This window comes from Bacillus sp. MAG717A (assembly GCF_036884855.1).
Taxonomy (GTDB): Bacteria; Bacillota; Bacilli; order Bacillales; family Bacillaceae; genus Bacillus; species Bacillus safensis.
In genome coordinates this window covers 2,498,303-2,522,580 of sequence record NZ_CP145733.1, presented here as the reverse complement: position 1 = coordinate 2,522,580, position 24,278 = coordinate 2,498,303, and the positions used below count along the sequence as shown (strand labels likewise).

The 24,278-nt window shown below is 40.9% G+C and carries 22 protein-coding genes; 13 read left to right on the top strand and 9 right to left on the bottom strand.

Going from position 1 to position 24,278, the window contains the following annotated elements:
• Positions 1–57 precede the first annotated feature (57 nt).
• Positions 58–582 (bottom strand): RDD family protein, encoded by a 525-nt coding sequence (locus V6Z54_RS12970; protein WP_041086612.1) that lies wholly within the window; start codon positions 580–582, stop codon positions 58–60.
• A 14-nt stretch (positions 583–596) separates the two neighbouring features.
• Positions 597–1,598, bottom strand: a complete 1,002-nt coding sequence (gene sppA / locus V6Z54_RS12965; RefSeq protein WP_024424813.1) for a signal peptide peptidase SppA — start codon at positions 1,596–1,598, stop codon at positions 597–599.
• Positions 1,599–2,043: 445 nt separating this feature from the next.
• On the opposite strand from sppA, the gene V6Z54_RS12960 reads away from it, so the two are divergent.
• The 10 genes from V6Z54_RS12960 to V6Z54_RS12915 all read left to right on the top strand — a co-directional run bounded on the left by V6Z54_RS12960 (position 2,044) and on the right by V6Z54_RS12915 (position 13,207).
• The gene (locus V6Z54_RS12960; protein WP_024424814.1) at positions 2,044–2,847 is read left to right on the top strand and encodes an NAD kinase; all 804 of its coding nucleotides are present in this window, start codon (positions 2,044–2,046) and stop codon (positions 2,845–2,847) included.
• A gap of 113 nt (positions 2,848–2,960) precedes the next feature.
• Positions 2,961–4,403: a DEAD/DEAH box helicase gene (locus tag V6Z54_RS12955; RefSeq protein ID WP_338527398.1), complete on the top strand. Its 1,443-nt coding sequence runs from the start codon at positions 2,961–2,963 to the stop codon at positions 4,401–4,403.
• A 189-nt stretch (positions 4,404–4,592) separates the two neighbouring features.
• Positions 4,593–5,648 (top strand): fatty acid desaturase, encoded by a 1,056-nt coding sequence (locus V6Z54_RS12950; RefSeq protein WP_041086616.1) that lies wholly within the window; start codon positions 4,593–4,595, stop codon positions 5,646–5,648.
• 110 nt (positions 5,649–5,758) lie between these two features.
• The gene (locus tag V6Z54_RS12945) at positions 5,759–6,895 is read left to right on the top strand and encodes a sensor histidine kinase (RefSeq protein WP_338527397.1); all 1,137 of its coding nucleotides are present in this window, start codon (positions 5,759–5,761) and stop codon (positions 6,893–6,895) included.
• Entirely contained in the window at positions 6,892–7,491 is a 600-nt protein-coding gene (locus V6Z54_RS12940; protein ID WP_041086618.1) for a response regulator transcription factor, read from the top strand. The genes V6Z54_RS12945 and V6Z54_RS12940 overlap by 4 nt, the downstream gene beginning before the upstream one ends.
• 197 nt (positions 7,492–7,688) lie before the next feature.
• Positions 7,689–8,609: an iron-hydroxamate ABC transporter substrate-binding protein gene (locus tag V6Z54_RS12935; protein WP_041086620.1), complete on the top strand. Its 921-nt coding sequence runs from the start codon at positions 7,689–7,691 to the stop codon at positions 8,607–8,609.
• A gap of 110 nt (positions 8,610–8,719) precedes the next feature.
• Positions 8,720–9,409 (top strand): response regulator transcription factor, encoded by a 690-nt coding sequence (locus V6Z54_RS12930; protein ID WP_041086891.1) that lies wholly within the window; start codon positions 8,720–8,722, stop codon positions 9,407–9,409.
• The gene (locus V6Z54_RS12925; RefSeq protein WP_041086622.1) at positions 9,409–10,413 is read left to right on the top strand and encodes a sensor histidine kinase; all 1,005 of its coding nucleotides are present in this window, start codon (positions 9,409–9,411) and stop codon (positions 10,411–10,413) included. The genes V6Z54_RS12930 and V6Z54_RS12925 overlap by 1 nt, the downstream gene beginning before the upstream one ends.
• Before the next feature lie 105 nt (positions 10,414–10,518).
• Entirely contained in the window at positions 10,519–11,280 is a 762-nt protein-coding gene (locus V6Z54_RS12920; RefSeq protein ID WP_024426158.1) for an ABC transporter ATP-binding protein, read from the top strand.
• The gene (locus tag V6Z54_RS12915) at positions 11,270–13,207 is read left to right on the top strand and encodes an ABC transporter permease (RefSeq protein ID WP_269103181.1); all 1,938 of its coding nucleotides are present in this window, start codon (positions 11,270–11,272) and stop codon (positions 13,205–13,207) included. Before V6Z54_RS12920 ends, V6Z54_RS12915 begins: the two co-directional genes overlap by 11 nt.
• A 38-nt stretch (positions 13,208–13,245) precedes the next feature.
• Here V6Z54_RS12915 and V6Z54_RS12910 read toward each other — a convergent pair whose 3' ends face one another.
• Together V6Z54_RS12910 and V6Z54_RS12905 are read right to left on the bottom strand one after the other, a co-directional pair.
• Positions 13,246–14,598 (bottom strand): amidohydrolase family protein, encoded by a 1,353-nt coding sequence (locus V6Z54_RS12910; protein ID WP_269103180.1) that lies wholly within the window; start codon positions 14,596–14,598, stop codon positions 13,246–13,248.
• A gap of 102 nt (positions 14,599–14,700) precedes the next feature.
• Entirely contained in the window at positions 14,701–15,288 is a 588-nt protein-coding gene (locus tag V6Z54_RS12905; RefSeq protein ID WP_338527396.1) for an NAD(P)H-dependent oxidoreductase, read from the bottom strand.
• 116 nt (positions 15,289–15,404) lie between these two features.
• Here V6Z54_RS12905 and V6Z54_RS12900 point away from each other — a divergent pair, with 116 nt between their 5' ends.
• Positions 15,405–15,836 carry a MarR family transcriptional regulator gene (locus V6Z54_RS12900; RefSeq protein WP_338527395.1) on the top strand — a complete coding sequence of 144 codons (432 nt, stop codon included), beginning with the start codon at positions 15,405–15,407 and terminating at the stop codon, positions 15,834–15,836.
• Between the two features lie 102 nt (positions 15,837–15,938).
• Here V6Z54_RS12900 and V6Z54_RS12895 read toward each other — a convergent pair whose 3' ends face one another.
• The 5 genes from V6Z54_RS12895 to V6Z54_RS12875 all read right to left on the bottom strand — a co-directional run bounded on the left by V6Z54_RS12895 (position 15,939) and on the right by V6Z54_RS12875 (position 21,147).
• Positions 15,939–16,553: a LysE/ArgO family amino acid transporter gene (locus tag V6Z54_RS12895; RefSeq protein WP_041086634.1), complete on the bottom strand. Its 615-nt coding sequence runs from the start codon at positions 16,551–16,553 to the stop codon at positions 15,939–15,941.
• 132 nt (positions 16,554–16,685) lie between these two features.
• Positions 16,686–18,266 carry an acyl--CoA ligase gene (locus V6Z54_RS12890; protein WP_338527394.1) on the bottom strand — a complete coding sequence of 527 codons (1,581 nt, stop codon included), beginning with the start codon at positions 18,264–18,266 and terminating at the stop codon, positions 16,686–16,688.
• 226 nt (positions 18,267–18,492) lie between these two features.
• Entirely contained in the window at positions 18,493–18,705 is a 213-nt protein-coding gene (locus V6Z54_RS12885) for an alpha/beta-type small acid-soluble spore protein (RefSeq protein ID WP_024424829.1), read from the bottom strand.
• Positions 18,706–18,794: 89 nt separating this feature from the next.
• Positions 18,795–20,000, bottom strand: coding sequence for a tRNA uracil 4-sulfurtransferase ThiI (gene thiI, locus V6Z54_RS12880; protein WP_338527393.1), 1,206 nt, complete (start codon positions 19,998–20,000; stop codon positions 18,795–18,797).
• A 4-nt stretch (positions 20,001–20,004) separates the two neighbouring features.
• A complete protein-coding gene (locus V6Z54_RS12875; protein WP_338527392.1) occupies positions 20,005–21,147 on the bottom strand; it encodes a cysteine desulfurase family protein in 1,143 nt (380 codons plus the stop codon).
• A gap of 205 nt (positions 21,148–21,352) precedes the next feature.
• Between V6Z54_RS12875 and brnQ (V6Z54_RS12870) the strand changes: the two genes are divergently transcribed.
• Together brnQ (V6Z54_RS12870) and brnQ (V6Z54_RS12865) are read left to right on the top strand one after the other, a co-directional pair.
• Positions 21,353–22,696 (top strand): branched-chain amino acid transport system II carrier protein, encoded by a 1,344-nt coding sequence (gene brnQ, locus V6Z54_RS12870; RefSeq protein ID WP_338527391.1) that lies wholly within the window; start codon positions 21,353–21,355, stop codon positions 22,694–22,696.
• Between the two features lie 214 nt (positions 22,697–22,910).
• A complete protein-coding gene (gene brnQ, locus V6Z54_RS12865) occupies positions 22,911–24,254 on the top strand; it encodes a branched-chain amino acid transport system II carrier protein (protein WP_041086644.1) in 1,344 nt (447 codons plus the stop codon).
• The last annotated feature ends 24 nt before the right edge of the window (positions 24,255–24,278 follow it).

The window sequence follows — 24,278 nt, the reverse complement described above, 5'->3', positions numbered from 1 at the left end:
TTTTATACCCAATCAACAAAAAAAGAGTTTGACCAGTACGCGGCCAAACTCCTCTGATTATACGTTTGATTCTGTTTTTTCATATAAATGTTCATGGACGACCACCGTATCAGCAAAGTAATCATGAACCCCCTGCTTTTTCGGCGAGAACCCAACGATTGCATAGAGAACAAAGATCGTATTAATGTAGCGTCCCACAATCTCTCTAAAGAAAATAACATCCCACGCCAGCTTCTTCTCAGGCTGAAGTGAGACCACTTTAATCCCAAACACCATTTTGCCGAGTGTTTGCTGAAAGATTTTCGTCATGATGGCGAAATAAAGGAGGAATACAATCGTCGTTGTGACGGAAAATGGAGAAAACCATCCCCCTCCTTTGGACCAGCCAAACAGACTAAAGATTGGAGAAACCGTCAAATGGTTGACACCCCAGACGACGAGCCAATCAAGAATAAACGCCCAAAATCTAATCCAAAAACCTGCAAACGCCTGTGCTTCAATTGAAGCGCGCTTCACAAAGGCCGGCTTCGATTCTTCCTCTTGGCTGCGGCTTTCGCTTACTTCATCGAATGTAGAATCCATCTATGATCCCTCCTTTATTTTGAATAGAGATACATCGGTTTAGACCCATTTGAGCCAGCCAGTGTTTCTTTTAAATTCAGAAAATCAATTTCGCTTTTAAAGAGCTTGCTAGCACTCATATTAAAGAGAGAGTTCCAGCCAAAGCTTTGAGAATAGCTGACCACTGTTGCTCCTTTTAAGCCTTTTTCATTTTTCTTCATCGCTTTTAATGCATCTTCATAATACCCAAGCTCATCGACTAATCCGTTCGATTTTGCCTGTGTCCCGTCATATACCCGGCCGTCAGCAATTTTCTTGACTTCCTGTTTTGACATGCCGCGTCCCTCAGAGATCACTTTGACAAATCCTTCATAAGAGTTATCGACCATGCTTTGCATGATGTTGCGCTCATCTTTTGTCATATCACGGTTTGGAGACATGATATCTTTGAATTTCCCGCTCTTAATCGTTTCATATTTAATACCCAAATTATCTGCCAGCTTTGAATAATTCAAGCTTTGCATAATAACACCAAGTGATCCTGTTAATGTTTCAGGTGAAGCAAAGATTTTCTTCGCTGGAGTTGACACGTAGTAGCCACCAGAAGCTGCCATTGAACCCATAGATACGTAAATCGGCTTCTTCGCTTTTTTCACTTCTTCTAATTTTTTATGTATTTCAGCACTTTCATAGACACCGCCGCCAGGAGAGTTAACGCGCAGCAGTACGCCTTTTACAGAAGCATCCTCTTTCGCTTTATCTAGTTCCTTGAGGAATGCACGATGATCATAACCTTCTCCGCCTAATAGGCTCGATGCGCCGCCATTATCTTGAATGGTTCCATTAATCTCAAGAACAGCAATCTTGCCTGCACCGCTGCCATTCTCTAGTACCTTCTCTTCTATTTCATCCCCGAATTGATAGCTCATTTTATTGTCATTGAAGCTATCGAACAAGGCCATCGTGACACTAATCACAATTGAAAATCCGAAAACACCAAGTGCAATAATTAGCGCTACCCATCTTTTCGCATTCATCTTTTTCTCCTCCTTTTTATCTCACTTCATTCATACGAATGCCCACATGAAATGTTTCACAGGAATTGTGGTTTTTTTACATTTCATGTAGGCATATGATAGCACCTCTCTTAAATAACGATCAACTTTACGTCGTCTACATAGACAAGGGCATGACGGAAAATTGGCTTTTTTATCCTCTCCCTGCACCTAATAGGCTAGATCTTCACCGCAACGAAACACCTAAACCATTCTTTCATGAGAAAACGGCTATTCAATTATGCTCAGGATTCAGCCATTTCAAATCACTCACATCGACTCATTTCTCATAAAGCAATCCGATCATCAGAAGGTTCTTTCTAAAGTTTTTACTTTCATATGAAAAAAGTGTAAAATGTGAGCAAGGGTTTTCATGTAAGCCCTTTATCATTGAAAATTATTTTTGACAGCAAAGGGGAGAACGTCAATGACAGACAATCGTCGCAATGTATTTTTCTTTTACAAAAAAGATCATGAATTGGATGGACACATTTCTTCTCTCGAGAAGCTCGCTACCGATCAGGGCTTTCACGTCGTCAAGCGTGCAGAGGATGCCCATATTATTGCTTCAATTGGCGGGGATGGCACATTTCTTCAAGCAGTACGTAAAACAAACTTCCGGGATGACTGCTTGTATGTAGGGGTATCAAAATCAGAAAATACGCACCTATACTGCGATTTCTCGTTAGAGCATTTTGATAAAATGATTGATGCCATGAATACTGAACAGCTTGAAGTGAGAAAATATCCGATCATCGATGTAAGCGTTGACAGCACAAACCAGTTCCATTGCTTAAATGAACTGTCAATCCGCTCCAGCATTATTAAAACATTTGTGATCGATGTGTATATAGATGATTTCCACTTTGAAACTTTTAGAGGCGACGGCATGATTATTTCCACTCCGACTGGTTCAACGGCTTACAATAAATCCGTGAGTGGCGCCGTGGTTGATCCGATGCTTCCTTGTATGCAAGTCACAGAGCTTGCATCGCTGAACAACAACTCATACCGTACATTAGGCGCTCCTTTTATCTTGAGCAGTGACCGCAAGCTGACGCTGAAGGTAGTGCAAGATGGAAACGACCATCCAATTATCGGGCTTGATAACGAAGCGCTTGGCACAAAACACGTCAAACAAATTGACATTGGCCTTTCAGGAAAAGTGATTAAAACGGTGAAATTAAAAGACAACTCTTACTGGGAAAAAGTAAAACGCAGATTCCTTTGAGAATTTGTCCGCGCGCTGAAAGCTCCTTTACGGGGCTTTTTTTATGTCTTTTCATTCACGGTCATGGTTATGGTATGATGTCACAAGTATGAATGTACGAAAAGGAGAACACGATGACATTAGAACATTTTGATCAATATCCATTAAGTAATGAATTGAAACAAGCGTTAGAAGCGCTTCACTTCCATACACCTACACCCGTTCAGCACGAGACATTATCTGTTGCTTTTTCAAAGCAGGATTTAATCGTCAAATCTCAGACTGGGAGCGGCAAGACTGCAGCCTATGGTCTGCCGATTTGTGAAATGGTTGATTGGGCTGAAAATAAACCTCAAGCCCTTATCCTCGTTCCGACACGTGAACTCGCCATGCAGGTCAAACAAGACCTCACAAGCCTTGGGCGATTCAAACGGATCAAAGCCGCAGCCATTTATGGAAAAGCCTCTTTTCAAGCGCAAAAAGTAGAGCTTTCACAGAAAAACCATATTGTGTGCGGGACACCAGGCCGCATTTTGGATCACCTTGAGAAAGGCACCCTTTCTTTAGAAAACCTCAAATTTTTCGTGTTAGATGAAGCGGATGAAATGCTGAACATGGGATTTATCGATCAAGTCTCTTCTATTATTCAATATCTGCCGCCAAAGCGCATGTCGATGCTGTTTTCAGCGACAATGTCAGATGATATGAAGAAATTGAGCGAACAGTTTTTACAATCACCGAAAGTCATTGAGATCACACGTGAAGAAGCTTCTGTACAGCAAATCTCCCACACCGTGATTGAGACAGAAGAAGAATCGAAATTCTCCCTTCTTCAGCGTACGATCGTTATTGAAAATCCAGATAGCTGCATTATTTTCTGTAATACACAGGACCGGGTGAATGAACTCACGATGAAGCTGGATGAATGGGATGTGCCCTGTGACAAAATTCACGGCGGCATGAGACAGGAAGACCGCTTTGATGTGATGGATGAATTTAAAAAAGGTGAATTCCGTTATCTGATCGCAACAGATATAGCAGCCCGGGGAATTGATGTCAGTGATATGACACATGTCATTCATTATGATCTTCCTTATGAAAAAGAGCGCTATATTCACCGAACTGGTAGAACAGGCAGAGCGGGAAAAAGCGGAAAAACGATTGCGTTTATGACAAAGAATGCTAAGCCGCTTATTGATGAATTAAAGCAGGATGCCGGCATAGATTTTCAAACTCAGCCTTATCCAACGAAGGAAGAAGCAGAAAAGCATGTAGAAAGCTTTGAAGAGAAAATTGAAACGCCTATTCAAAAGGAAAATAAACAGGCAGGCGTTGAGAAGGATATTATGAAGCTTTATTTTAACGGCGGAAAGAAAAAGAAGCTGCGAGCTGTTGATTTCGTTGGGACCATTGCCAAAATAGATGGCGTTGCATTCGATGACATTGGGATTATTACAATTCAAGACACGAAAACATATGTAGATATTTTAAACGGCAAAGGTCCTCTTGTGCTGAATGCCATGCGACACACAACCATTAAAGGCAAGCAGTTAAAAGTACATGAAGCACGTTCATAAAAAGTAAAGGCCCAGCGCCTTTACTTTTTTATTGATGATGAAATAAACGCACAAACCGTGATCCAATCAGTCTTTTTGATGACAAACATGACAAATGTCATATTGAATACATGATGGGTGCTACTATGAGCATGACACCTTTCCTTCTATACTTGGAAGTAGAAAGAAACGGAAAGGACTTGAACGTTCATGACGACTTCAACAAACACAAAGCAGCAAGCCACTTTAAGAAAACAAGTGGGTCAATTCTCTGGTGCTGATTCGAAAAAAAGTATCATTCAACTCTTTAATACATTCATTCCATTTTTAGGGCTTTGGTTTCTTGCCTATTATAGCCTGAATATCTCCTACCTTTTAACCCTCTTCTTTGCGGTTATTGCAGCTGGGTTTTTAGTACGTGTCTTTATTATTTTTCACGACTGCTGCCATCAATCCTTTTTTAAACAGAAGCCGCTAAATCACCTGTTCGGCTTTTTAACGGGCGTACTCACCCTTTTCCCTTATCTTCAATGGCAACGAGATCATTCAATTCACCATGCCACAAGCAGTAATTTAGACAAACGAGGTACTGGCGACATTTGGCTCCTAACAGTCAAAGAATATCAAGAAGCATCAGCATGGACGAAATTTCGCTACAGATTTTATCGTAACCCTTTTGTGATGTTTATTTTAGGACCGATCTTTGTCTTTCTCTTAAAAAACCGTTTCAACGTCAAAAATGCTCGTAAAAAAGAGCGTTGGAACACGTATTTCACAAACGTGAGCATCATTGCGTTAGCTGCCGCAACATGTCTTCTTTTTGGCTGGCAGGAATTCCTGCTTGTCCAAGGTCCGATCTTCCTGATCTCAGGATCTATCGGTGTATGGTTGTTTTACGTACAGCATACGTTTGAGGATTCTTACTTTGAAGCAGATGAACATTGGAACTATGTGCAGGCAGCTGTTGAAGGAAGCTCTTTTTACAAATTACCAAAGCTTCTTCAATGGTTAACAGGTAATATTGGTTACCATCATGTCCATCATTTAAGCCCAAGAGTACCGAATTATCATTTAGAGCATGCCCATGAGCAAAGTGAACCGCTGCAAAATGTCCCAACCATTACATTGAAAACAAGTATTGAATCCATGAAATTTAGATTGTGGGATGAAGAAACGAAAGCATTCGTTACCTTCAAAGAGGCAAGGCAATCTAAGAAGATGAACGTCCCTGTTATCAAAGGAGACATTCTGAAGAAAAATGCATAATTGGTTCAAGCTCTTTCTTACACTAGAAGGAGCTTGTTATCATTTACAGGATGCAGCCGCATGTTGAATTTGATAAAGTAAGGAAAAAGAATGAAAAAGGTGGCACACGGATGAAAAAACAGTTTAAAATTCAAAAATTGCATGGGATTTCCCCTTATATTTGGGCCATTTTTTTCATCCTGCCCTTCTATTTTATCTTTAAGACGCCTTCGACTTTAGGCATTGTGATCGGGATTATTTTGAACGTCGTCTTTTTCGCTGTGTATCGTTTTGCCTTTGTCGCAAAAGGCTGGTCATTATATGTCTTCGGCCTTTTATTGATCGGTATTTCAACTGGTTATGTGATGCTCTACAGCTATATTTATTTCGCTTTTTGCATCGCCTATTTTAACGGACATATCAAACGAAAAGTCCCCTTTTATATCTTGTACTATATCCATCTGGCGAGTGCCGCCGTGGCAGTGAACTTTAGTTTGATCTTAAAAAAGGGCTGGTTTCTCACACAAATTCCTTTTGTTGTCATCACCCTGATTAGTGCCATTCTTCTTCCTCTCAGCATTCGGAGCAGGAAGGAACGTGAACGGCTTGAGGAGAAATTAGAATATGCCAATGAACGAATTGCTGATCTTGTGAAGCTTGAAGAAAGGCAGCGCATTGCACGCGACCTGCATGACACCCTTGGACAAAAGCTTTCTTTGATCGGTTTAAAAAGTGATCTTGCCCGTAAACTCGTGTATAAAGATCCTGAACAGGCTCGTGCCGAACTCAAAAGCGTTCAGCAGACCGCCAGAACGTCTCTCAATGAAGTGCGGAAGATTGTTTCCTCCATGAAGGGCATTCGAATCAAAGATGAAATATCAAACATTGAGCAAATTCTCGAAGCAGCTGGAATTGAATTGATCTATGATGAAAAAGAAGCACCGAAACACATCTCACTTCTGAACGAAAATATTGTGAGCATGTGCATCAAAGAGGCGGTGACGAATGTCGTCAAACATAGTGGCGCAACGGTTTGTAAAATCACCATTCACCAAAAATCAAAGGAAGCGATCATCACCGTTGAGGATGACGGAACATTTAAAGAAGACTATCCATCCTCTCAAACGAAGGGACACGGCCTTTTAGGAATAAGAGAAAGATTGGAATTTGCAAATGGCCGTCTGCGTATTGAGACAAAGGATGGGACAAAGCTCATTATGACCATTCCAAATGACTCAGCAGCAAAAGAAAAGGAGGTAATGAAATGATCAACATCTTTATCGCAGAAGATCAGCAAATGCTGCTTGGTGCACTCGGTTCACTTCTCGATTTAGAAGACGATATGACGGTTGTTGGGAAAGGGACGAATGGCCAAGATGCCATCAATTTTGCCAAAACACACCCTGTTGATATTTGCTTAATGGATATTGAAATGCCGGGAAAATCCGGACTGGATGCAGCGGAAGAGCTCAAAGGATCTGATGTGAAAATCATCATTTTGACGACCTTTGCCCGCTCTGGTTATTTCCAAAGAGCGTTAAAAGCTGGCGTCAGCGGCTATATGCTGAAAGACAGCCCCAGCGAGGAACTCGCAAGTGCGATTCGCAGTGTGATGAAAGGGAAAAAGGTGTATGCCCCTGAATTGATGGAAGACTTATATAGTGACGAAAACCCTTTAACAGAGCGAGAGAAATCGGTTCTTGAACTCGTCGCAGACGGTAAAAACACAAAAGAAATTGCAAAAGAACTCAGCATTAAAAGCGGCACTGTCCGGAACTACATTTCCATTATTTTAGATAAGCTAGAAGTGAAAAACCGCATCGAGGCCATTACCCGCTCAAAAGAAAAAGGCTGGTTTAAATAAGAAAAAAGATCAGGACACATGCTGCCTTGATCTTTTTTTTATCGAAAATCCCCCTTTATTTTTTATTACCAGCTATCAAAATGTCATTGACAACAGCCCACAGTCCTATGATATGATATCCAAGTGATAATAATTATCATTATCACTAATACAACCAATATCCGGCTTATGTGCCGATTTCAAAGGAGTCTACATTCATGAAGAAAATATTGTTTCCTCTGATGCTCATCTTCGTACTTGCATTGAGCGCATGTGGCAATAGCAGCAGCTCTTCCTCAAATAAAGGAAATCAATCAACATCATCAGACAAAATTACATATCAATCTGAAAATGGCCCTGTAAAGCTGCCAGCGCATCCAAAACGTGTTGTTGTTCTTGGTTCTTACACAGGGAATGTCATGTCACTTGGTGTGAACCTTGTCGGCGTTGACTCTTGGTCCAAAAAGAATCCGCGCTTCCAAAAGGAATTAAAAGATGTGGAAGAAGTATCGGATGCGAATGTAGAGAAAATCATGAAGCTAAAGCCTGATGTCATCATTGGCTTAAGCAATACTAAAAATGTAGAAAAACTCAAAAAAATCGCACCAACCGTTTTGTTTACGTATAACAAAGTGGATTACCTTCAGCAGCACATTGAAATTGGAAAAGTTTTAAACAAAGAAAAAGAAGCAAAAGCTTGGGTAAAAGATTTCAAAAAACGTGCAGATGAAGCTGGAAAAGAAATCAAAGCAAAAATCGGTAAAGACGCAACAGTTTCTGTCTTTGAAAGTGGCACAAAAGAGCTCTACGTCTTTGGAGATGCATGGGGCCGTGGAACAGAAATTCTCTATCAAGCAATGAAACTGAAAATGCCTGAGAAAGTGAAAGAAAAAGCATTAAAAGCCGGCTACTACGCGGTTTCGCAGGAGGTCATCCCTGAATTTGCTGGTGACTATATGATCATTAGTAAAAACAGCGAAATGGACAATTCTTATCAAAACAGTGAAATTTACAAGTCCATCCCAGCTGTCAAAAAACATCGTGTGTATGAGGCCAATGCAGAAGAATTCTATTTTAATGACCCGATCACACTTGAATACCAACTCTCATTCTTTAAAAAGCACTTTTTAGGTAAATAAGCTGAAGCAAGGGATCTCTTCCCTTGCTTTTTTCTTGTCTACTTCTAGCGGCAGCGCTTTTTTTCCGCTACAATGACATACAAGCGAATACAAAAAGTGTGGTGCTGATTTTGTTTAAAATTTTACTGATTGAAGATGATACAACCCTCTTCCAAGAAATCAAAGAACGTCTAGTCAACTGGTCCTATGATGTCTATGGGATTCACGATTTTAACCAGGTTCTGCAGGAATTTACATCTGTCCAGCCTGATCTCGTCATTATTGATATACAGCTGCCAAAATACGATGGCTTTCACTGGTGTCGGATGATTCGGCATCATTCAAATGTTCCAATCATCTTCCTTTCCTCAAGAGATCACCCTGCTGATATGGTCATGTCGATGCAGCTCGGAGCCGATGATTTTGTACAAAAGCCCTTCCACTTTGACGTGCTCATTGCCAAAATTAGTGCTGTTCTTCGCCGCGTGCATGATTATAATGCAGAGCCGGCCAGCCTAAAGGTGTGGTGCGGTGCTGCCATCGACCTAGAAAAAAACACCGTAACAAATGATCACGGCGAGGTTGAATTAACAAAAAATGAATTATTTATTCTCAAGGAATTGATTCAGCATAAAAATCATATCGTCAGCCGGGAATCACTCATTCAAGCATTGTGGGAGGATGAACGATTTGTCAGTGACAATACACTGACTGTAAACGTCAACCGGCTCAGAAAAAAACTAGACGAGATCTCCCTTGGCGCATTCATTGAGACAAAAGTGGGTCAAGGCTATCTTGCAAAAGAAAAGGATGATCAATGATGCTGCAAGCATTTTTAAAAGAACGAAGAAGCTGGATTCTTTTCTTTCTTAGTTTGCAGCTCCTCATTCTATTTGTTGCTTATTTGGATACGACTATTCCAATCGCTTCTCTTTTTTATATTGTGCTATTGTCTACGTTTCTCATGATTGTCTTTCTCTTTTTCCGATACCGAAAAGAAACGGCTTATTACGAGAGGCTGAAAGAATGGGATGATGACATTGAGCATCAAATGAGGCTAACCCCCTCTTCCCCATTTGAGCAGCTCATACATGATGCGACGTCAGAGCAAATTGCACGCTACCGGCAGATGGCAGCAGAGCAGAAAATCGCTCTTGAAGAAGAAAAAGATGAATTGCTCTCTTGGATACACGAGGTCAAAACACCGCTTACAGCGATGCGCTTAATGATTGACCGATTAACAGATCAGCCGCTGAAATCAAATATGACGTACGAGTGGCTCAGAATACATTTATTACTTGATGCCCAGCTGCACCAAAGCAGAGTACGTCATATCGAAAATGATTTATTTATTGAAAAGCTGGACCTGCAAAGCATCATCGCAAAGGAAATCAAAGCGCTCCAATCATGGTGCATGCAAAAAGGAATCGGCTTTGAGCTGGCGCTGGAGGAACGTACCGTATTAAGTGATATAAAATGGTTATCCTTTATGATCAGACAGGTACTCACAAATGCAGTCAAATACAGCCACTCATCTGATATTGTCATTGAAAGCATGCAAATAAATGACCAAGTCATGCTGATGATCACAGATCAAGGCAGAGGCATTGATCCAAGAGACATCTCTCGTATTTTTGAAAAGGGCTTTACCTCGACAAGACATCACAATGACACCGCCTCTACAGGAATGGGACTCTATTTAACGAAAAAAGGAGCTGACGCTCTTCATATCACGATCGAGGTCAACTCCACGATAGATCAAGGTACAACCTTCACCTTCACCTTTCCGAAAAAAAATGATTTTGTTCATATTGCGAGCATGTGACAACAATGTCACATGCTCGTCTGTTTTGTTCGCCAAATCGAAGGACGTCTGGCAGGCTTCTTTTTATACTAGAGTTATCAATTAAAAGAAAAAGGGGTTCAGCAAATGAACATTTTAGAAGCTCGTAAAATTTATAAAAGCTACGGAAATAAATTCAATAAACAAGAGGTGTTGAGCGGTATTGATTTGACCATTGAAGCCGGGGAATTTGTCAGTATCATGGGCCCATCAGGCTCGGGGAAAACAACTCTTCTGAACGTATTGTCGTCTATCGATCATGTGTCCAGCGGATCTATTCGTATTGCAGATGCTGAGATGACGCAAATGAAGGATCAGCAGCTTGCGGAATTTAGAAAAAAGCAGCTTGGCTTTGTTTTTCAAGATTATAATTTACTTGATACACTCACAGTCAAAGAAAACATCCTTTTGCCTTTATCCATCTCCAAAACGCCAAAAAAAGAAGCTTTTGAACGTTTTCAACAGCTTGCAGAAGACATGGGGATTTATGAACTAAGAGACAAATACCCGAACGAACTCTCTGGCGGACAAAAGCAGCGGACATCGGCGGTTCGTGCCTTCATTCATGAACCAAGTCTTATTTTCGCTGATGAACCTACAGGGGCACTTGATTCCAAATCGGCATCTGACCTGCTCAACAAACTGCAAGATTTCAATCGCAAACGAAAAGCGACCATTGTGATGGTGACACATGATCCTGTCGCAGCCAGCTATTCAAGCCGCGTCATTTTTATCAAGGATGGACAGATTTATACACAGTTGAATAAAGGCGCTTTAGAAAGAAAAATGTTTTTCGAGGATATTATGAAAACGCAAGGTGTCTTAGGCGGTGTGAAGCATGAACATTAATCAGCTCATCTTCCGTAACCTGAAGAAAAATTTGAAGAATTACTATTTATATGTGTTTGCTCTCGTGTTTAGTGTGGCGCTCTATTTTTCCTTTGTCACCTTGCAGTACTCACCAGCACTTGATGATGTAAAAGGCTCCATTAAAGGCGGTGCTTCGATTAAAGCCGCTTCAGTTCTGCTTATAGCCATCGTCGGTATTTTCCTGCTATATGCGAATAGCATTTTTATTAAGCGCAGAGGAAAAGAAATAGGTCTCCTGCAGCTCATTGGTATGACGAAACAAAAAATTTCCAGACTGCTCAATGCAGAGAACTTTATTCTATACATGACAGCCATGACTATCGGCATCATTGCCGGCTTTATCGGTTCAAAGCTGATGCTGATGGTGTTATTTAAAGTGACTGGTGTTAATGCCATCGCCAATCTGCATTTTTCAGGCATGGCCCTTCTGCAAACACTCATTGTCTTTTTCATCATCTATGGATTGATTATGCTGAGAAATAGACGCTTTATTAATAAACAGACGATTTTATCTTTGTTTAGAACAACGTCTTCGACAGAACAGCGTGTGAAAAAAATCTCTGTGTTTGAAATCATCATTGGAGTTTTCGGTATTGTCTTGATCAGTTCAGGCTATTATATTTCTTCTAAGCTTTTTACCGGCTCATATACATCCATGCTTGAGTTACTTTTAGCCATGATTTATATTCTAGCCTCTGTCATCATCGGTACCTTTCTTTTTTATAAGGGCTCTGTTTCTTTCATTGCCAATATCGTACGTAAAAGAAAAAATGGCTATCTCGCCATTCATGAAGTCCTGTCTCTGTCATCCATTATGTTCCGGCTAAAATCAAATGCACTGCTTTTAACGATTATTACAACCGTATCTGCACTTGCCATCGGTTTGCTGGCCCTTAGCTACATTTCCTATTACTCAGCAGAAAAAACCGCTGAACAGCAAATTCCAGCTCATTTCGTCATAGGCTCAGAAAAAGAAGCAGCAACCTTCACTCGTGCACTTTCTGACAAACATATTGCTTATGATCAAAAGCAGGTCAAAGTGATTCAAGCGAAATTTGATGCGAAAAAAATAGTGGATTCAGAGTTGAAAAATATGAAGAATGATCCAGGCGTATTGACACTGCCTGTGATCAGTGAGAAAAACGCACCAAATATTCATGTGGAGAACAACGAAGTTATTTTAAGCGGCTACAGTGATCTATTAAAAAAATTCATGCCGATTCAAAGCTCAGGCGATGTGAAGCTTCTCATTAAGAAACAGCTTGATTTGAAAGTCATAGATATGAAGAAAGATTACCTCATTTCTTACAACTTCACTTTTGGCGGTCTGCCTGTTGCCGTCGTGAGTCAAAATGTTTTTGAGCAGCTCGATCAACAGAAAGATCCAAAGCTACAGCTTGAGAATAACCAATATATCGCAGTCAATATAAAAGATGATAAAAATCTTGAACAAGCAAATAGCGTGTTTACATCTTTAAAACTAGGTGACAACAGCATGTCTCAACTAGCTTCAGCTCAGCAGCAAAAACAAACAATAGGACTAATGATGTTTGTGGTCGGGTTTTTAGGCCTTAGCTTCCTTGTCACATCTGGCTGTATTTTATACTTTAAACAAATGAATGAAAGTGAAGAGGAACAAAGCTCCTACACGATCTTGCGCAAGCTTGGTTTTACTGAGAAGGACCTATTAAAAGGTATCAGGCTTAAACAGCTGTTTAACTTTGGGATTCCGCTCATCGTCGGATTGCTGCACAGCTACTTTGCTGTACAATCAGGCTGGTTTTTATTCGGCGGAGAATTGTGGACTCCAATGCTTATCGTTATGTCGATTTACACTGCCCTCTATTCTATCTTCGGATTCCTATCTGTCCAATATTATAAAAAAGTCATTAAAGAATCCTTGTAATCAATTCCCCATAGGCATCGCCTATGGGGTTATTTTATTTACGAAGGTGTCGATTCAAACTTGTGTGATAAAATATGGTCTCTTGCCGCATAAGCTTTTCGTTTGACCTCTTCTAGGTTCACACCGACAAGCTTTCCGTTCTGTTTCACTGCTTTTCCAGCCACATAAACAGAATCAACATTTGAAGGATGTGCCGTTTGGACAATCGCTCCAGCTGGATCTGTCATCGGAAGAAGATTCATGCTTGTCCGATCGATCAGAATAAAATCAGCTTCTTTCCCAGGTGTAAGCGACCCAATTTTATGATCAAGCTGTAATGCACAAGCACCATTGATCGTCGCAGCCTCAAGCATTTGATGAGCTGACAGCCCAAGTTCAGGTCCCGGCATGATCCCATCCATTAACAACGATTGATTTTGGATCGCGCGCTCTGCCTGAAGCCCGAATTTCATTTGAGCAAACAAATCTCCACCTGTCGCTGTCACTACGTCTACACCGAGCGTTGGAAGAACACCTTGTTCAATCGCAAGTCCTGTGACAGGATAACCGTGACCCATCATCATTTCAATTTCAGGGGTAATGGAGATGGAGCTTCCGCTGTCTGCCAGCATCTTCATTTGATCCGCATCGATTGCGTTAATATGCACCATGTTCAAATCCGGTCCGAGCAGCCCTGCTTTGTGAAGCCGCTCAATCGATCGATCCTCCGCTCCCCAATTTCCAAAGCCGATGTGCATACTACATAGAGCATCTAGAGACCGGGCTGTTTCAATTTCAAATACCGACGTCTCCCATGAAGAAAACTCTGGACCACGAATCGCAAGTCCCATTGTTAAAAGCTGATCTGATGATTGAAAATGCGCTTTTTTCACACGTGCTGCGTCCTCCATATTGGTGAGCGTACTCTCTCTATCCCAATATTCAGCATCTCCAGAGGAACCAAAAGCAAAAACAGCTCGTATACCCGCATCTTTTAATCCTCCAATGAGCTCTTCTGTATGATCCATTGAATTGATCATCGTCCAATCTAAAAACGTGGTCACACCTGCATCTAAAGCCTCTAATGCCCCTAAATAATTGGCGATTCGATCGTCGGATGGGCGTCTCATTGCTCCATAGTTGCCATAATAGATTTTGCTTAAATATGTCTGCAAAGACCAATCTGTCCCTATGCCTCGGATGACAGACTGCCACACATGCCGATGTGTATCTACAAGACCTGGCATGATGACCATATCAGATGCATCCACAATGTCTGCATCACTTACTTCAATTGAAGGTCCAACTTCTAAAATGTGTTTCCCTTCAATTAATAAATCTCCCTTTTCAAGAAAACCTAAAGATGGATCCAGTGTTAAGAGTGCTGCATCTTTAAACAATGTTTTCTTCATCCATATCCCCCTTTCAAATGACGAGGATAAGTGACCCCGCCTCAATGTCATTTTAAAACAGAACAGGATCAAATTAGAAGAAAAGTGACTTATCAAAATATATTAAGAGCTGATGTTTCTGAAATAGTTGTATGTGCGCTTTAATTTGATGTCATGCTTCCCTTTTGGACTTTCCATCATCCCAAACTCAAAGAACTTCACAGGTTTGATTCCGACATATTGCAAGAGAGCTCGTTTCATTAACATCTTGTGCGCATTTTGTAAAAAGAACAAAGGGTAGTTGGTTGGTCCTTGCATTGTCGATACACAAACGGCACTTTTCCCTTTTAATAATCCTTCTGGCAGCAGACCACCTGCTTGACGATAAGCGAAATTCGCAGCAAACATGCGGTCAATAAAGCCAAGCAGCATAGCTGGCGGTCGCCCCCACCAAATGGGATAAACGAACACGATTTTATCCGCCCACTTGATCTTATCCTGATACTCGCGAATGTCAGGATCTTTATGCATATCACGTCTCTTTTTCTCTTCATTAAAAACAAGTACAGGATCAAATTTTTCTTGATATAAATCGATGATTTTCACTTCTTCAACGATTGGATTTTCTTCGCTGCGTCTAACAATTTCTTTAATAAAAGCACCATTTAAACTATTGTGATGAGGGTGAGTATAAATAATGAGTACATTCATATTTTTCTCCTTTAGTTATCATTTGATAACAAAATGATACACCGCACCCAATTGGTTGTCAAATGATAATTGTTTTTTGATAATAAATTTGATATGTTACGTAGGAGGTGATCATCATGCAACATCCACATTTCTTCAAGGAATTCGTCTCATTTGCTTCTACTTTTTCAGAGTTAAAACATAATACGATGAGCAAAGTCAAACCACCAGAATTAACACCCTTACAATATTTAATTTTAGAGCAGCTAGCGGTCAGCGAACCGCTTACCCCTAGTGACATCGCAGACTGCCAGCATATGTCTCTTCCAAATGTCAGCAGAGAACTGAAAAAGCTGCAAGAAAAACAATTCATTGCTAGAGAAGAAGACCGTAATGACAAACGAAAGCATGTCATTATACTTTCTGACAAAGGCCGGGCCTGTATGAACGAAGCCTTCCAGCATATCGAAAGGATGCTAATAGATAGCCTATCTCCCTCAGATATAGAACAAATGGATGATATCGTACAAGCTCTCCGTCTATTAAATCAAACGATTTTTAAAAAATGACCTAAAAAAAGCATGAGCACTATGCTCATGCAGGATTGGGTTATTGTACTTCCAACACACAAAAAAGCGCTGGATCATTTCGTCCAAACTCTTCTTGTACCTTTACACAATCAATTGATATGCAATGTATAACGCAACCAGCCAGATCATGACCGCCGAAGCCTTATTGATACGGTTCATCCATTTGCCGTTTGTATCTAACTTCCCTAACATCTTCCCTAAAAGGGCAAGCCCAATAAACCATAACCAGGACACGATGATACAGGCAAGTGTGAACGCCAGCTTTTCTGCGCCGCTATATTGCAGCGAATTTGTCCCAATGACACCAATCGTATCGAGAATCGCGTGGGGATTTAAAAGAGAAACGGAACAAGCAAATACAATTTGTTTTCTTGCAGGCATTAATTTCTGCTTCTCTTGATCACCTGATGATGAGCTTGTGTTCCATACGGACCATCCCATATAAACTAAAAAACAAAAACCAACGATATAAAGACCAATTTGCAGCACTGGAATGGTAAACACCACAACAGAAACACCTACGACAGCTAAAATAATTAAAAGTGTGTCACAAAGAGCAGCCGTGATGACAACAGGCATTGCTCGATATAAACGAGGCTGCAGCGCCCCTTGTTGAAATACAAATACATTTTGTGCGCCCAAAGGTAAAATGAGACCAAAGGCAAGCACAATTCCATGAATGATCGCAATGGACATCTACTAACATTCTCCTTTTTCAGAAATTCCTACATATTTTAACATAAAGCACCTTGCCTGCTTTCAACAAATTTAATTTTCCGTACAAAAAAAGCGCTGGATGCTTCCATCCAAACGCTTCTCATTTTTTCATTATTTACTTTTTCGTGCAAGCTCTCTTTCTCTCAGCTCTACACGGCGAATTTTCGCTGACGGTGTTTTTGGCAGTTCGTCAATGAATTCGATTTCTCTTGGGTATTTGTACGGTGCTGTTGTGTTTTTCACATGTGTTTGCAGCTCTTTGATCAGTTCATCACTTTGCGCAGTTCCATCACGAAGGACGACGTATGCTTTCACGATTGATCCTCTGATTTCATCTGGGCTCGCCACAACTGCACATTCCTTCACTGCTGGATGCTTGATCAGCGCATCCTCTACTTCAAACGGTCCAATCGTATAGCCTGAGCTGACAATGATGTCATCTCTGCGGCTTTCAAACCAGAAGTACCCATCTTCGTCTTTTTTCGCGCGGTCACCCGTAATAAAGTAATTGCCTCGGCGCTGCGCCTTTGTACGCTCTTCGTCTTTATAGTATTCCTTAAATAGAGCCGGTGTTTCGAGATGAACCGCAATGTCACCAATCTCTCCAGGTGGGCAGACGTTTCCGTCCTCATCAATGATATCTACTTCATTTCCAGGAGTTGGTTTCCCCATACTTCCTGGCTTGATATCCATTCCTTTTAGCACCCCTACAAGCAGTGTGCTTTCAGTTTGGCCATAGCCGTCTCGTACTTCTATATCAAAATGCTTTTTGAATGTATCAATGACTTCACGGTTCAGCGGTTCTCCCGCAGAAACAGCACTATGCAGCTTCGGCAGCGCGTACTGACTCAAATCATCTACTTTTGCCATAAAGCGATATTCTGTCGGTGTACAGCATAGGACATTGATTTCATTTTTTTGAAGCAGCTCTAAGTATGTATTTGGATTGAATTTTCCTCCATATACAAAGCCTTCTGCTCCACTTCCTAACACAGATAAGAGGGGACTCCACACCCATTTTTGCCAGCCTGGTCCTGCTGTCGCCCATACTTTATCTCCTTCATTAATGGAGAGCCATGCTTTGGCAGCTGTGCGTAAATGTGCATACGCCCATCCGTGTGTATGAACAACCCCTTTTGGGTTCCCTGTTGTACCTGATGTATAGGATAAAAACGCCATGTCTGTGCGTTTTGTATCTGCCAATTCAAGTTCGTTTGATTGCTCTTCCTTTTTCGCTAGAATGTTTGTCCAGCCATGATCGTTTTCACCGATTGAGAATGTTTTAAAATCGTTCGGCTGTTTGGTTCCGTCGAACGATTGAATGAATGAAGAATAAACGATCGCTCCCTTTGCTTCTGCGTGTTCAATTCGGTAATCTAAATCTTTCGCACGCAGCATTTCAGAACAAGGAATCACGACCATTCCTGTTTTCAAAATCGCTAAATAAATGCTGTATGCCTCGAGCATGCGCGGCACCATCACAATGATTTTATCGCCTTTTTTGAAGCCTGCATTTAATAAAACATGTCCAATTTTATTTGCCTCTTCCACTAATGCTGCATATGTCACATGCGCTTCGTAGCCATTTCCGTCCTGCCAGTGCAGGGCCATTTTCTCCTGATCATGACTGAACGCTTCAATCTCACTGACTAAGTTATATTGTTCTGGTGCAATTAAGTCTTCTCTTTTCATGGTACAGCTCCTTTTAGCCTCTTTCTTATGAAACGAAACATGTTTCAATTTACCTATTCTAACACTCATAACTGAAAAATGCTTGAATTAGGACCTACTCCTAGTATTATGCCATAATTTTTTAAATCCGTCTCCTTTTTTAAAAATATTCTAACTATTTATATGTACAAAAAGAAAAGAGCGGGAATCATCCCGCTCATAAGCCATAGCTTTTAAATTGTGTGTCTTAGAAAGAACCGCCACCCATATGTTGTTGAGCGTAAGATACAAGACGCTTAGTGATTTCTCCACCAACTGATCCGTTAGCGCGAGATGTTGTTTCTGCACCAAGGTTTACACCAAATTCAGAAGCGATTTCGTACTTCATTTGGTCGATAGCTTGTGCAGCGCCTGGTACTAGTAATTGGTTAGAACTGCTTTGTCTGTTTTGTTGAGCCATGTGTTCTCACCTCCTTGTGAATATAGAATGTGTAGAAACACATGACTTCATGCGATTGATTTTATGGTAATTATTATGAAATTTTCGTTTTAGAATAAATCAGCGAATTCATCTGCCGTTTTCTTTTCATTTGTCACAATAATCGTTTCAATTTGCTCTACTGCCTCGTCCAGCATCGGCTCGAAATCAGCAAAGCTTTCGTAGCGTTCTACCTTCTCAAGCTTTGGTTTTGTTTTAGGGGACGGCGGCGTAAAGATCGTACAGCAATCCTCGAAAGGCTGAATGCTTGTATCGTATGTGCCAATTCTTCTTGCTTCATCAATAATGTCATTTTTATCGACAGCTATGAGCGGGCGGATGATTGGTGTATTAGTCACATGATTAATGGCATACATGCTTTCAAGTGTCTGACTTGCCACTTGCCCAAGGCTTTCACCAGTAATAATCGCAAGGGCATCACGCTTTTCTCTTATTTTGTCAGCTATTTTCAGCATCATTCGTCTTGTTGATGTCATCGTATAGTTTTCAGGTACTTGTTTGTGGATCAGCTCTTGAATTTTTGTAAAAGGCACGATGTGAAGCTTCACTTCGCCTCCATATGCTGCTAGGCATTCTGCAAGATCAATGACCTTTTGTTTGGCACGTTCACTTGTATACGGCGGGCTAAAGAAATGCACAGCTTCAATTTCAATTCCGCGTTTCATTGCTTGATAGCCGGCAACTGGGCTGTCAAAGCCGCCTGAAAGCATGAGCATTGCTCTTCCGCTAGAACCAACCGGCAGGCCGCCTGCGCCTTTGACATCTTTAAATGTAATATACGTGGCTTGCTCTCTGATTTCGATGCGTAAATGCACATCCGGCTGTTTCACATTGACCGTTAAATTTTCCGTATTCCTTAGAACATGTCCGCCAATTTCGCGGTTCATTTCATTTGAATCAAGTTCAAATTGTTTATAAGAACGTTTCGTTGAGACTTTAAATGAATTCCCTTGTTCATACACTTCCTGTACCGCTGTTAGTGCCGCATCTTTAATCGCATCTAGATTCGTCTCACATTTAACCGCAAGACTAAAGCTCTGAATGCCAAATACACTTTTGAGCTGTTCAGAAATCGGTTCAGGGTCTTCTCCGTTCAGCATAATCGTGATACGGTCTCTATCAGATGCATACTTCAATGCTTCAAAATCCTTTAAGACGAACCGAATGTGCTGTCTTAGTTTTTCAATGAATTTCTTTCTATTCTTCCCTTTTGTTGAGATCTCACCAAAACGGACTAAAATATGATCATATTTCATGCTGTTATCTCATTCCTTTTAATTTTTTCACACTTTGTGTGATCGATGTGATGATTTGCGATGCAAGCTCTGGTCCTTGTCCATACGTCAAGCTGATTCTCATACTGCTTTTGGCCACTTCCTCTGGTTTTCCCATCGCCAGCAGTACACGGCTTGGCTCTTTTTTCTTTGCTGAGCAGGCAGAGGTTGTAGAAACATATATGCCTTCTTTTTCAAGCATATGGAGAAGGACTTCAATTTGAATACCCGGCACTGAAAAATTCACAATGTGCGGCGCACTTTGCACCCTCGGTGTGTTCATCACAATACCTTCTATGTCTCCAAGCTGTTTTTGCAGCTGCGTTTTTAAGTTCAGCATCTCATCATGATGCTTGTCAAGCTGTTCAAATGATTGTTTCATGGCTTTTGCCAAGCTGACAGCTCCAGCAGGGTTTTCAGTACCTGAACGAAGCCCTAATTCCTGCTCTCCGCCTGTAATGAAAGGGGTGAGAATGACATCTTTCTTTAAAAAGAGTGCTCCTGTGCCTTTTAATCCATGAATTTTATGACCTGACATCGTCAAAAGATCTACATCCAGCTGTTTATTAAGTGCTACTTTGCACATTCCCTGCACCCCGTCGACATGAAAAAGCGCGTTTTCGGCATGCTCACGAATGATGCCAGCAGCTTCTTCAATTGGCTGGATGGCACCCGTTTCGTTATTGACGTGCATCATGCTGACAAGCACTGTATCAGGGCGAAGCACTTCTTTTAAATGCGTCATATCTGCATGGCCATGCTCATTTACTTGAATATAGGAGATGTCAAAGCCAAATAACACCTTCAGCTGTTCAAACGATTCAATGACAGAAGGATGCTCAATTGCTGTCGTCACAATGTGCTTGCCACGATTCATTTTGGCAAGTGCTGCTCCTTTAATGGCAATGTTATTCGCTTCTGTAGCACCAGAAGTAAAAATAATCTCATATTGTTTTAAGCCCGTGTAGTGAAGCATTTGTTTTCTCGTTTCATTTAACAGCCGGCTTGCATCTATTCCGAGCTGATGAAGCGAAGATGGATTTCCAAAATAACGCTCACTCACTTGCTGATATACTTGTAAAACCTCAGGATAAGGCTTGGTTGTTGCACTATTATCAAGATAGATCATAAATGTAACTCCTTACAAAAAGCTTAAAAATAAATGCAATTATATGTTACCATAATAAAGTCAGACAGAGAATTTTCTGAAAATGGCAGTTGACAACTTTTCATTTTCACTATATCATCCATAGTGCAATTGTCACATAAACATTTAAATTGTCAGAATATTTTAACTTGACACACTACACTGTTGAGATTGAGGAGGGACTATTTTGAAAAATAGTTTAAGTATAAAAGAGACGATAGCCATTGGTCTAATGCTTTTTGCATTATTCTTTGGCGCAGGAAATATGATTTTCCCACCTGTTCTTGGACAATATGCAGGTGAGAATGTATGGCTCGCCATCGGTGGATTTTTACTCACAGGAGTAGGTCTTCCGCTTCTAGGGGTAATTGCAGTCGCACTGACAGGTACCGGTGCAAAAGGCCTTGCTGATAAAGCTCATCCTAAATTTGGCACCATTTTCACCGTCATTCTGTATTTGTCCATTGGACCTTTTTTCGCTATTCCGAGAACAGGTACGGTTTCGTATGAGATAGGATTAGCTCCTTTCCTGTCAAGTGCACAATCTACTTCATGGGTACCGCTATTCATCTTTACCGTTGTGTTTTTCGCCATTTCATATCTGCTCGCGTTAAATCCTTCAAAGCTGGTTGATCGAATTGGTAAAATTTTAACTCCGATCTTATTAACAGTTATTGCCATTATTGTCATTAAAGCCATTGCTACGCCAATGGGAATGATCGGTGCTCCTGATGCAACATATAAAGCAAACCCGCTCTTCACTGGCTTTTTAGAAGGCTATAAAACAATGGATGCTCTTGCTTCTATCGTTTTTGGGATCGTCGTGGTAACAGCTGTTAAAGACAGAGGCATTACGGAGCGTAAATCTCTTGCTGCAGCTTGTATTAAAGCAGGAGTCGTGGCTGCTATTGGACTGGCACTCGTGTACATTTCACTTGCCTATGTGGGTGCTTCAAGTACCGATGCAACGGGAATGGTTGGAGCAAATGACGGCGGCAAGCTTCTTTCACTTTCTGCCAACTTTTTATTCGGTTCTGCTGGTAATATTGTACTTGGCGCAGCCATTTTATTTGCTTGTTTAACGACGAGTGTTGGACTTATTTCTTCTTGTGGGGAATATTTTTCAAAGCTTTTCCCTAGCTTTTCTTATCGTACAGTCGTTCTAATTGTTTCTTTATTTAGTACACTGGTTGCAAACCTTGGATTGGCACAAATTATTTCTCTATCTGTTCCAGTACTTGTGACCATCTATCCATTGGCCATTGTCATTATTTTATTGTCATTCCTTGACCGCTGGATTAACGGTAGAAGACTCATTTATATCGTATCTCTCATCTTTACTGGTTTCTTTGCCATCATTGATGGATTATTAGCAGCCGAAGTCAATCTAGGCGGCTTACCTAAGATCTTAGGTTCAATCGTTCCGTTTTACGATTTAGGGATTGGCTGGATTGTACCAGCTATTCTCGGTGCTGTGATTGGTTTACTTATTTCGATGTTTACCAGTCCGACGAAAGAGCTCGCCTCCTAGTTATCGTGAACCAAAACATCCTCTTCTTCTGTGGAAGGGGATGTTTTTTTATTGTTCTTCATATACTAAAATAGAAAAATTCATGACTTTTGTACGAAAACACATGTTGACATCAGGCGTACATCCTTTATAATTAGTGAATGTTAATGATGAACGGTTACTTAGCAACTAATTAACAGAATATTTCAACATAACAATGGAGGCTTTAAATGCAATGAAGGCAACTTTGTCGACGAAAGATACGATTATCATAGGTTTTATGCTGTTTGCTCTATTTTTCGGCGCCGGTAATATGATTTATCCACCAGAACTTGGGCAATATGCTGGGCAAAATGTGTGGAAAGCAATGGGCGGATTTTTATTAACAGGCGTCGGTTTACCTCTTCTAGGGATTATTGCGATCGCTTTAACAGGTCGAGATGCGAAAGGATTAGCTGATAAAGCCCACCCGGCTTTTGGAACAGCGTTTACTGTCATTTTATATTTATCTATCGGGCCTCTTTTCGCTATTCCTCGTACAGGAACGGTTTCATATGAAATTGGTGCATTACCCTTTTTAGCAGGTGTACCAGCTTGGCTTTCACTTCTTGTATTCACACTTGTCTTTTTTGGTATAACTTATTATCTTGCTCTAAATCCAACGAAGATTGTGGATCGTGTAGGAAAAGTGTTAACACCGATTAAATTTACGATTATTTTTATTATTATTGTCAAAGCCATTCTAACGCCGATGGGCGTCATTGGCACACCTGATGTCTCTTACAGCAACGGGTCATTTTTCAAAGGATTTCTAGAGGGCTATAAAACAATGGACGCTCTTGCTTCTATTGTGTTTGGAGTCGTTGTCATCAACGCCATTAAAGGACGCGGTGTGACAAGTAAAAAGGCGCTGACTTCTGCTTGTATCAAAGCGGGTCTGATTGCAGCTTGCGGATTAACATTTGTTTATCTATCACTTGCTTATTTAGGCGCTTCAAGTACTCACGCCATTGGGTTTGTTGGAGATGGCAGTAAAATCTTGGCGCAGTCTTCTCAATTCTTATTTGGCAGCTTAGGAAATATCGTGTTAGGCGCTGCAATTACGGTGGCTTGTTTAACGACAAGTATCGGTCTTGTTACATCATGTGGAGAGTATTTCTCGAATTTATTACCTAAACTTTCTTATAAAATGGTCGTTACACTCGTGACATTATTCAGTTTTATCATTTCAAATTTTGGACTTGCTCATATTATCGCTTTCTCTGTACCAGTGTTAACTGCCATCTATCCGCTAGCGATTGTCATCATTGTTTTGTCGCTGGCAGATAAATGGCTTGGTCAAAGAAGACCTGTTTATGTCCTTACTTTGATTTTAACTGGTTGCGTCAGTTTGTTTGACGGCTTAGTAGCAGCGAAACTCCCGATTGGTCCAATAGAGAATCTCTTTCAAACAATCTTACCTTTATATGACCTCGGCATTGGCTGGGTTGTTCCTGCTATTTTCGGAGTAGTCATTGGGTTTGTTCTTTCTCTTTTCACTTCTTCTGCCTCCCAAAAGCGGGAGAAACAAGCATCTTAACAGAAAAAGCTGAAGTCCATTTAC

What these genes read in the sequence shown, in the direction of transcription:
- V6Z54_RS12970 (WP_041086612.1), bottom strand. Translation starts at nt 582, where the DNA reads ATGGATTCTACATTCGATGAAGTAAGCGAAAGCCGCAGCCAAGAGGAA.
- sppA (WP_024424813.1), bottom strand. Translation starts at nt 1,598, where the DNA reads ATGAATGCGAAAAGATGGGTAGCGCTAATTATTGCACTTGGTGTTTTC.
- V6Z54_RS12960 (WP_024424814.1), top strand. Translation starts at nt 2,044, where the DNA reads ATGACAGACAATCGTCGCAATGTATTTTTCTTTTACAAAAAAGATCAT.
- V6Z54_RS12955 (WP_338527398.1), top strand. Translation starts at nt 2,961, where the DNA reads ATGACATTAGAACATTTTGATCAATATCCATTAAGTAATGAATTGAAA.
- V6Z54_RS12950 (WP_041086616.1), top strand. Translation starts at nt 4,593, where the DNA reads ATGACGACTTCAACAAACACAAAGCAGCAAGCCACTTTAAGAAAACAA.
- V6Z54_RS12945 (WP_338527397.1), top strand. Translation starts at nt 5,759, where the DNA reads ATGAAAAAACAGTTTAAAATTCAAAAATTGCATGGGATTTCCCCTTAT.
- V6Z54_RS12940 (WP_041086618.1), top strand. Translation starts at nt 6,892, where the DNA reads ATGATCAACATCTTTATCGCAGAAGATCAGCAAATGCTGCTTGGTGCA.
- V6Z54_RS12935 (WP_041086620.1), top strand. Translation starts at nt 7,689, where the DNA reads ATGAAGAAAATATTGTTTCCTCTGATGCTCATCTTCGTACTTGCATTG.
- V6Z54_RS12925 (WP_041086622.1), top strand. Translation starts at nt 9,409, where the DNA reads ATGCTGCAAGCATTTTTAAAAGAACGAAGAAGCTGGATTCTTTTCTTT.
- V6Z54_RS12920 (WP_024426158.1), top strand. Translation starts at nt 10,519, where the DNA reads ATGAACATTTTAGAAGCTCGTAAAATTTATAAAAGCTACGGAAATAAA.
- V6Z54_RS12915 (WP_269103181.1), top strand. Translation starts at nt 11,270, where the DNA reads ATGAACATTAATCAGCTCATCTTCCGTAACCTGAAGAAAAATTTGAAG.
- V6Z54_RS12910 (WP_269103180.1), bottom strand. Translation starts at nt 14,598, where the DNA reads ATGAAGAAAACATTGTTTAAAGATGCAGCACTCTTAACACTGGATCCA.
- V6Z54_RS12905 (WP_338527396.1), bottom strand. Translation starts at nt 15,288, where the DNA reads ATGAATGTACTCATTATTTATACTCACCCTCATCACAATAGTTTAAAT.
- V6Z54_RS12900 (WP_338527395.1), top strand. Translation starts at nt 15,405, where the DNA reads ATGCAACATCCACATTTCTTCAAGGAATTCGTCTCATTTGCTTCTACT.
- V6Z54_RS12895 (WP_041086634.1), bottom strand. Translation starts at nt 16,553, where the DNA reads ATGTCCATTGCGATCATTCATGGAATTGTGCTTGCCTTTGGTCTCATT.
- V6Z54_RS12890 (WP_338527394.1), bottom strand. Translation starts at nt 18,266, where the DNA reads ATGAAAAGAGAAGACTTAATTGCACCAGAACAATATAACTTAGTCAGT.
- V6Z54_RS12885 (WP_024424829.1), bottom strand. Translation starts at nt 18,705, where the DNA reads ATGGCTCAACAAAACAGACAAAGCAGTTCTAACCAATTACTAGTACCA.
- thiI (WP_338527393.1), bottom strand. Translation starts at nt 20,000, where the DNA reads ATGAAATATGATCATATTTTAGTCCGTTTTGGTGAGATCTCAACAAAA.
- V6Z54_RS12875 (WP_338527392.1), bottom strand. Translation starts at nt 21,147, where the DNA reads ATGATCTATCTTGATAATAGTGCAACAACCAAGCCTTATCCTGAGGTT.
- brnQ (WP_041086644.1), top strand. Translation starts at nt 22,911, where the DNA reads ATGAAGGCAACTTTGTCGACGAAAGATACGATTATCATAGGTTTTATG.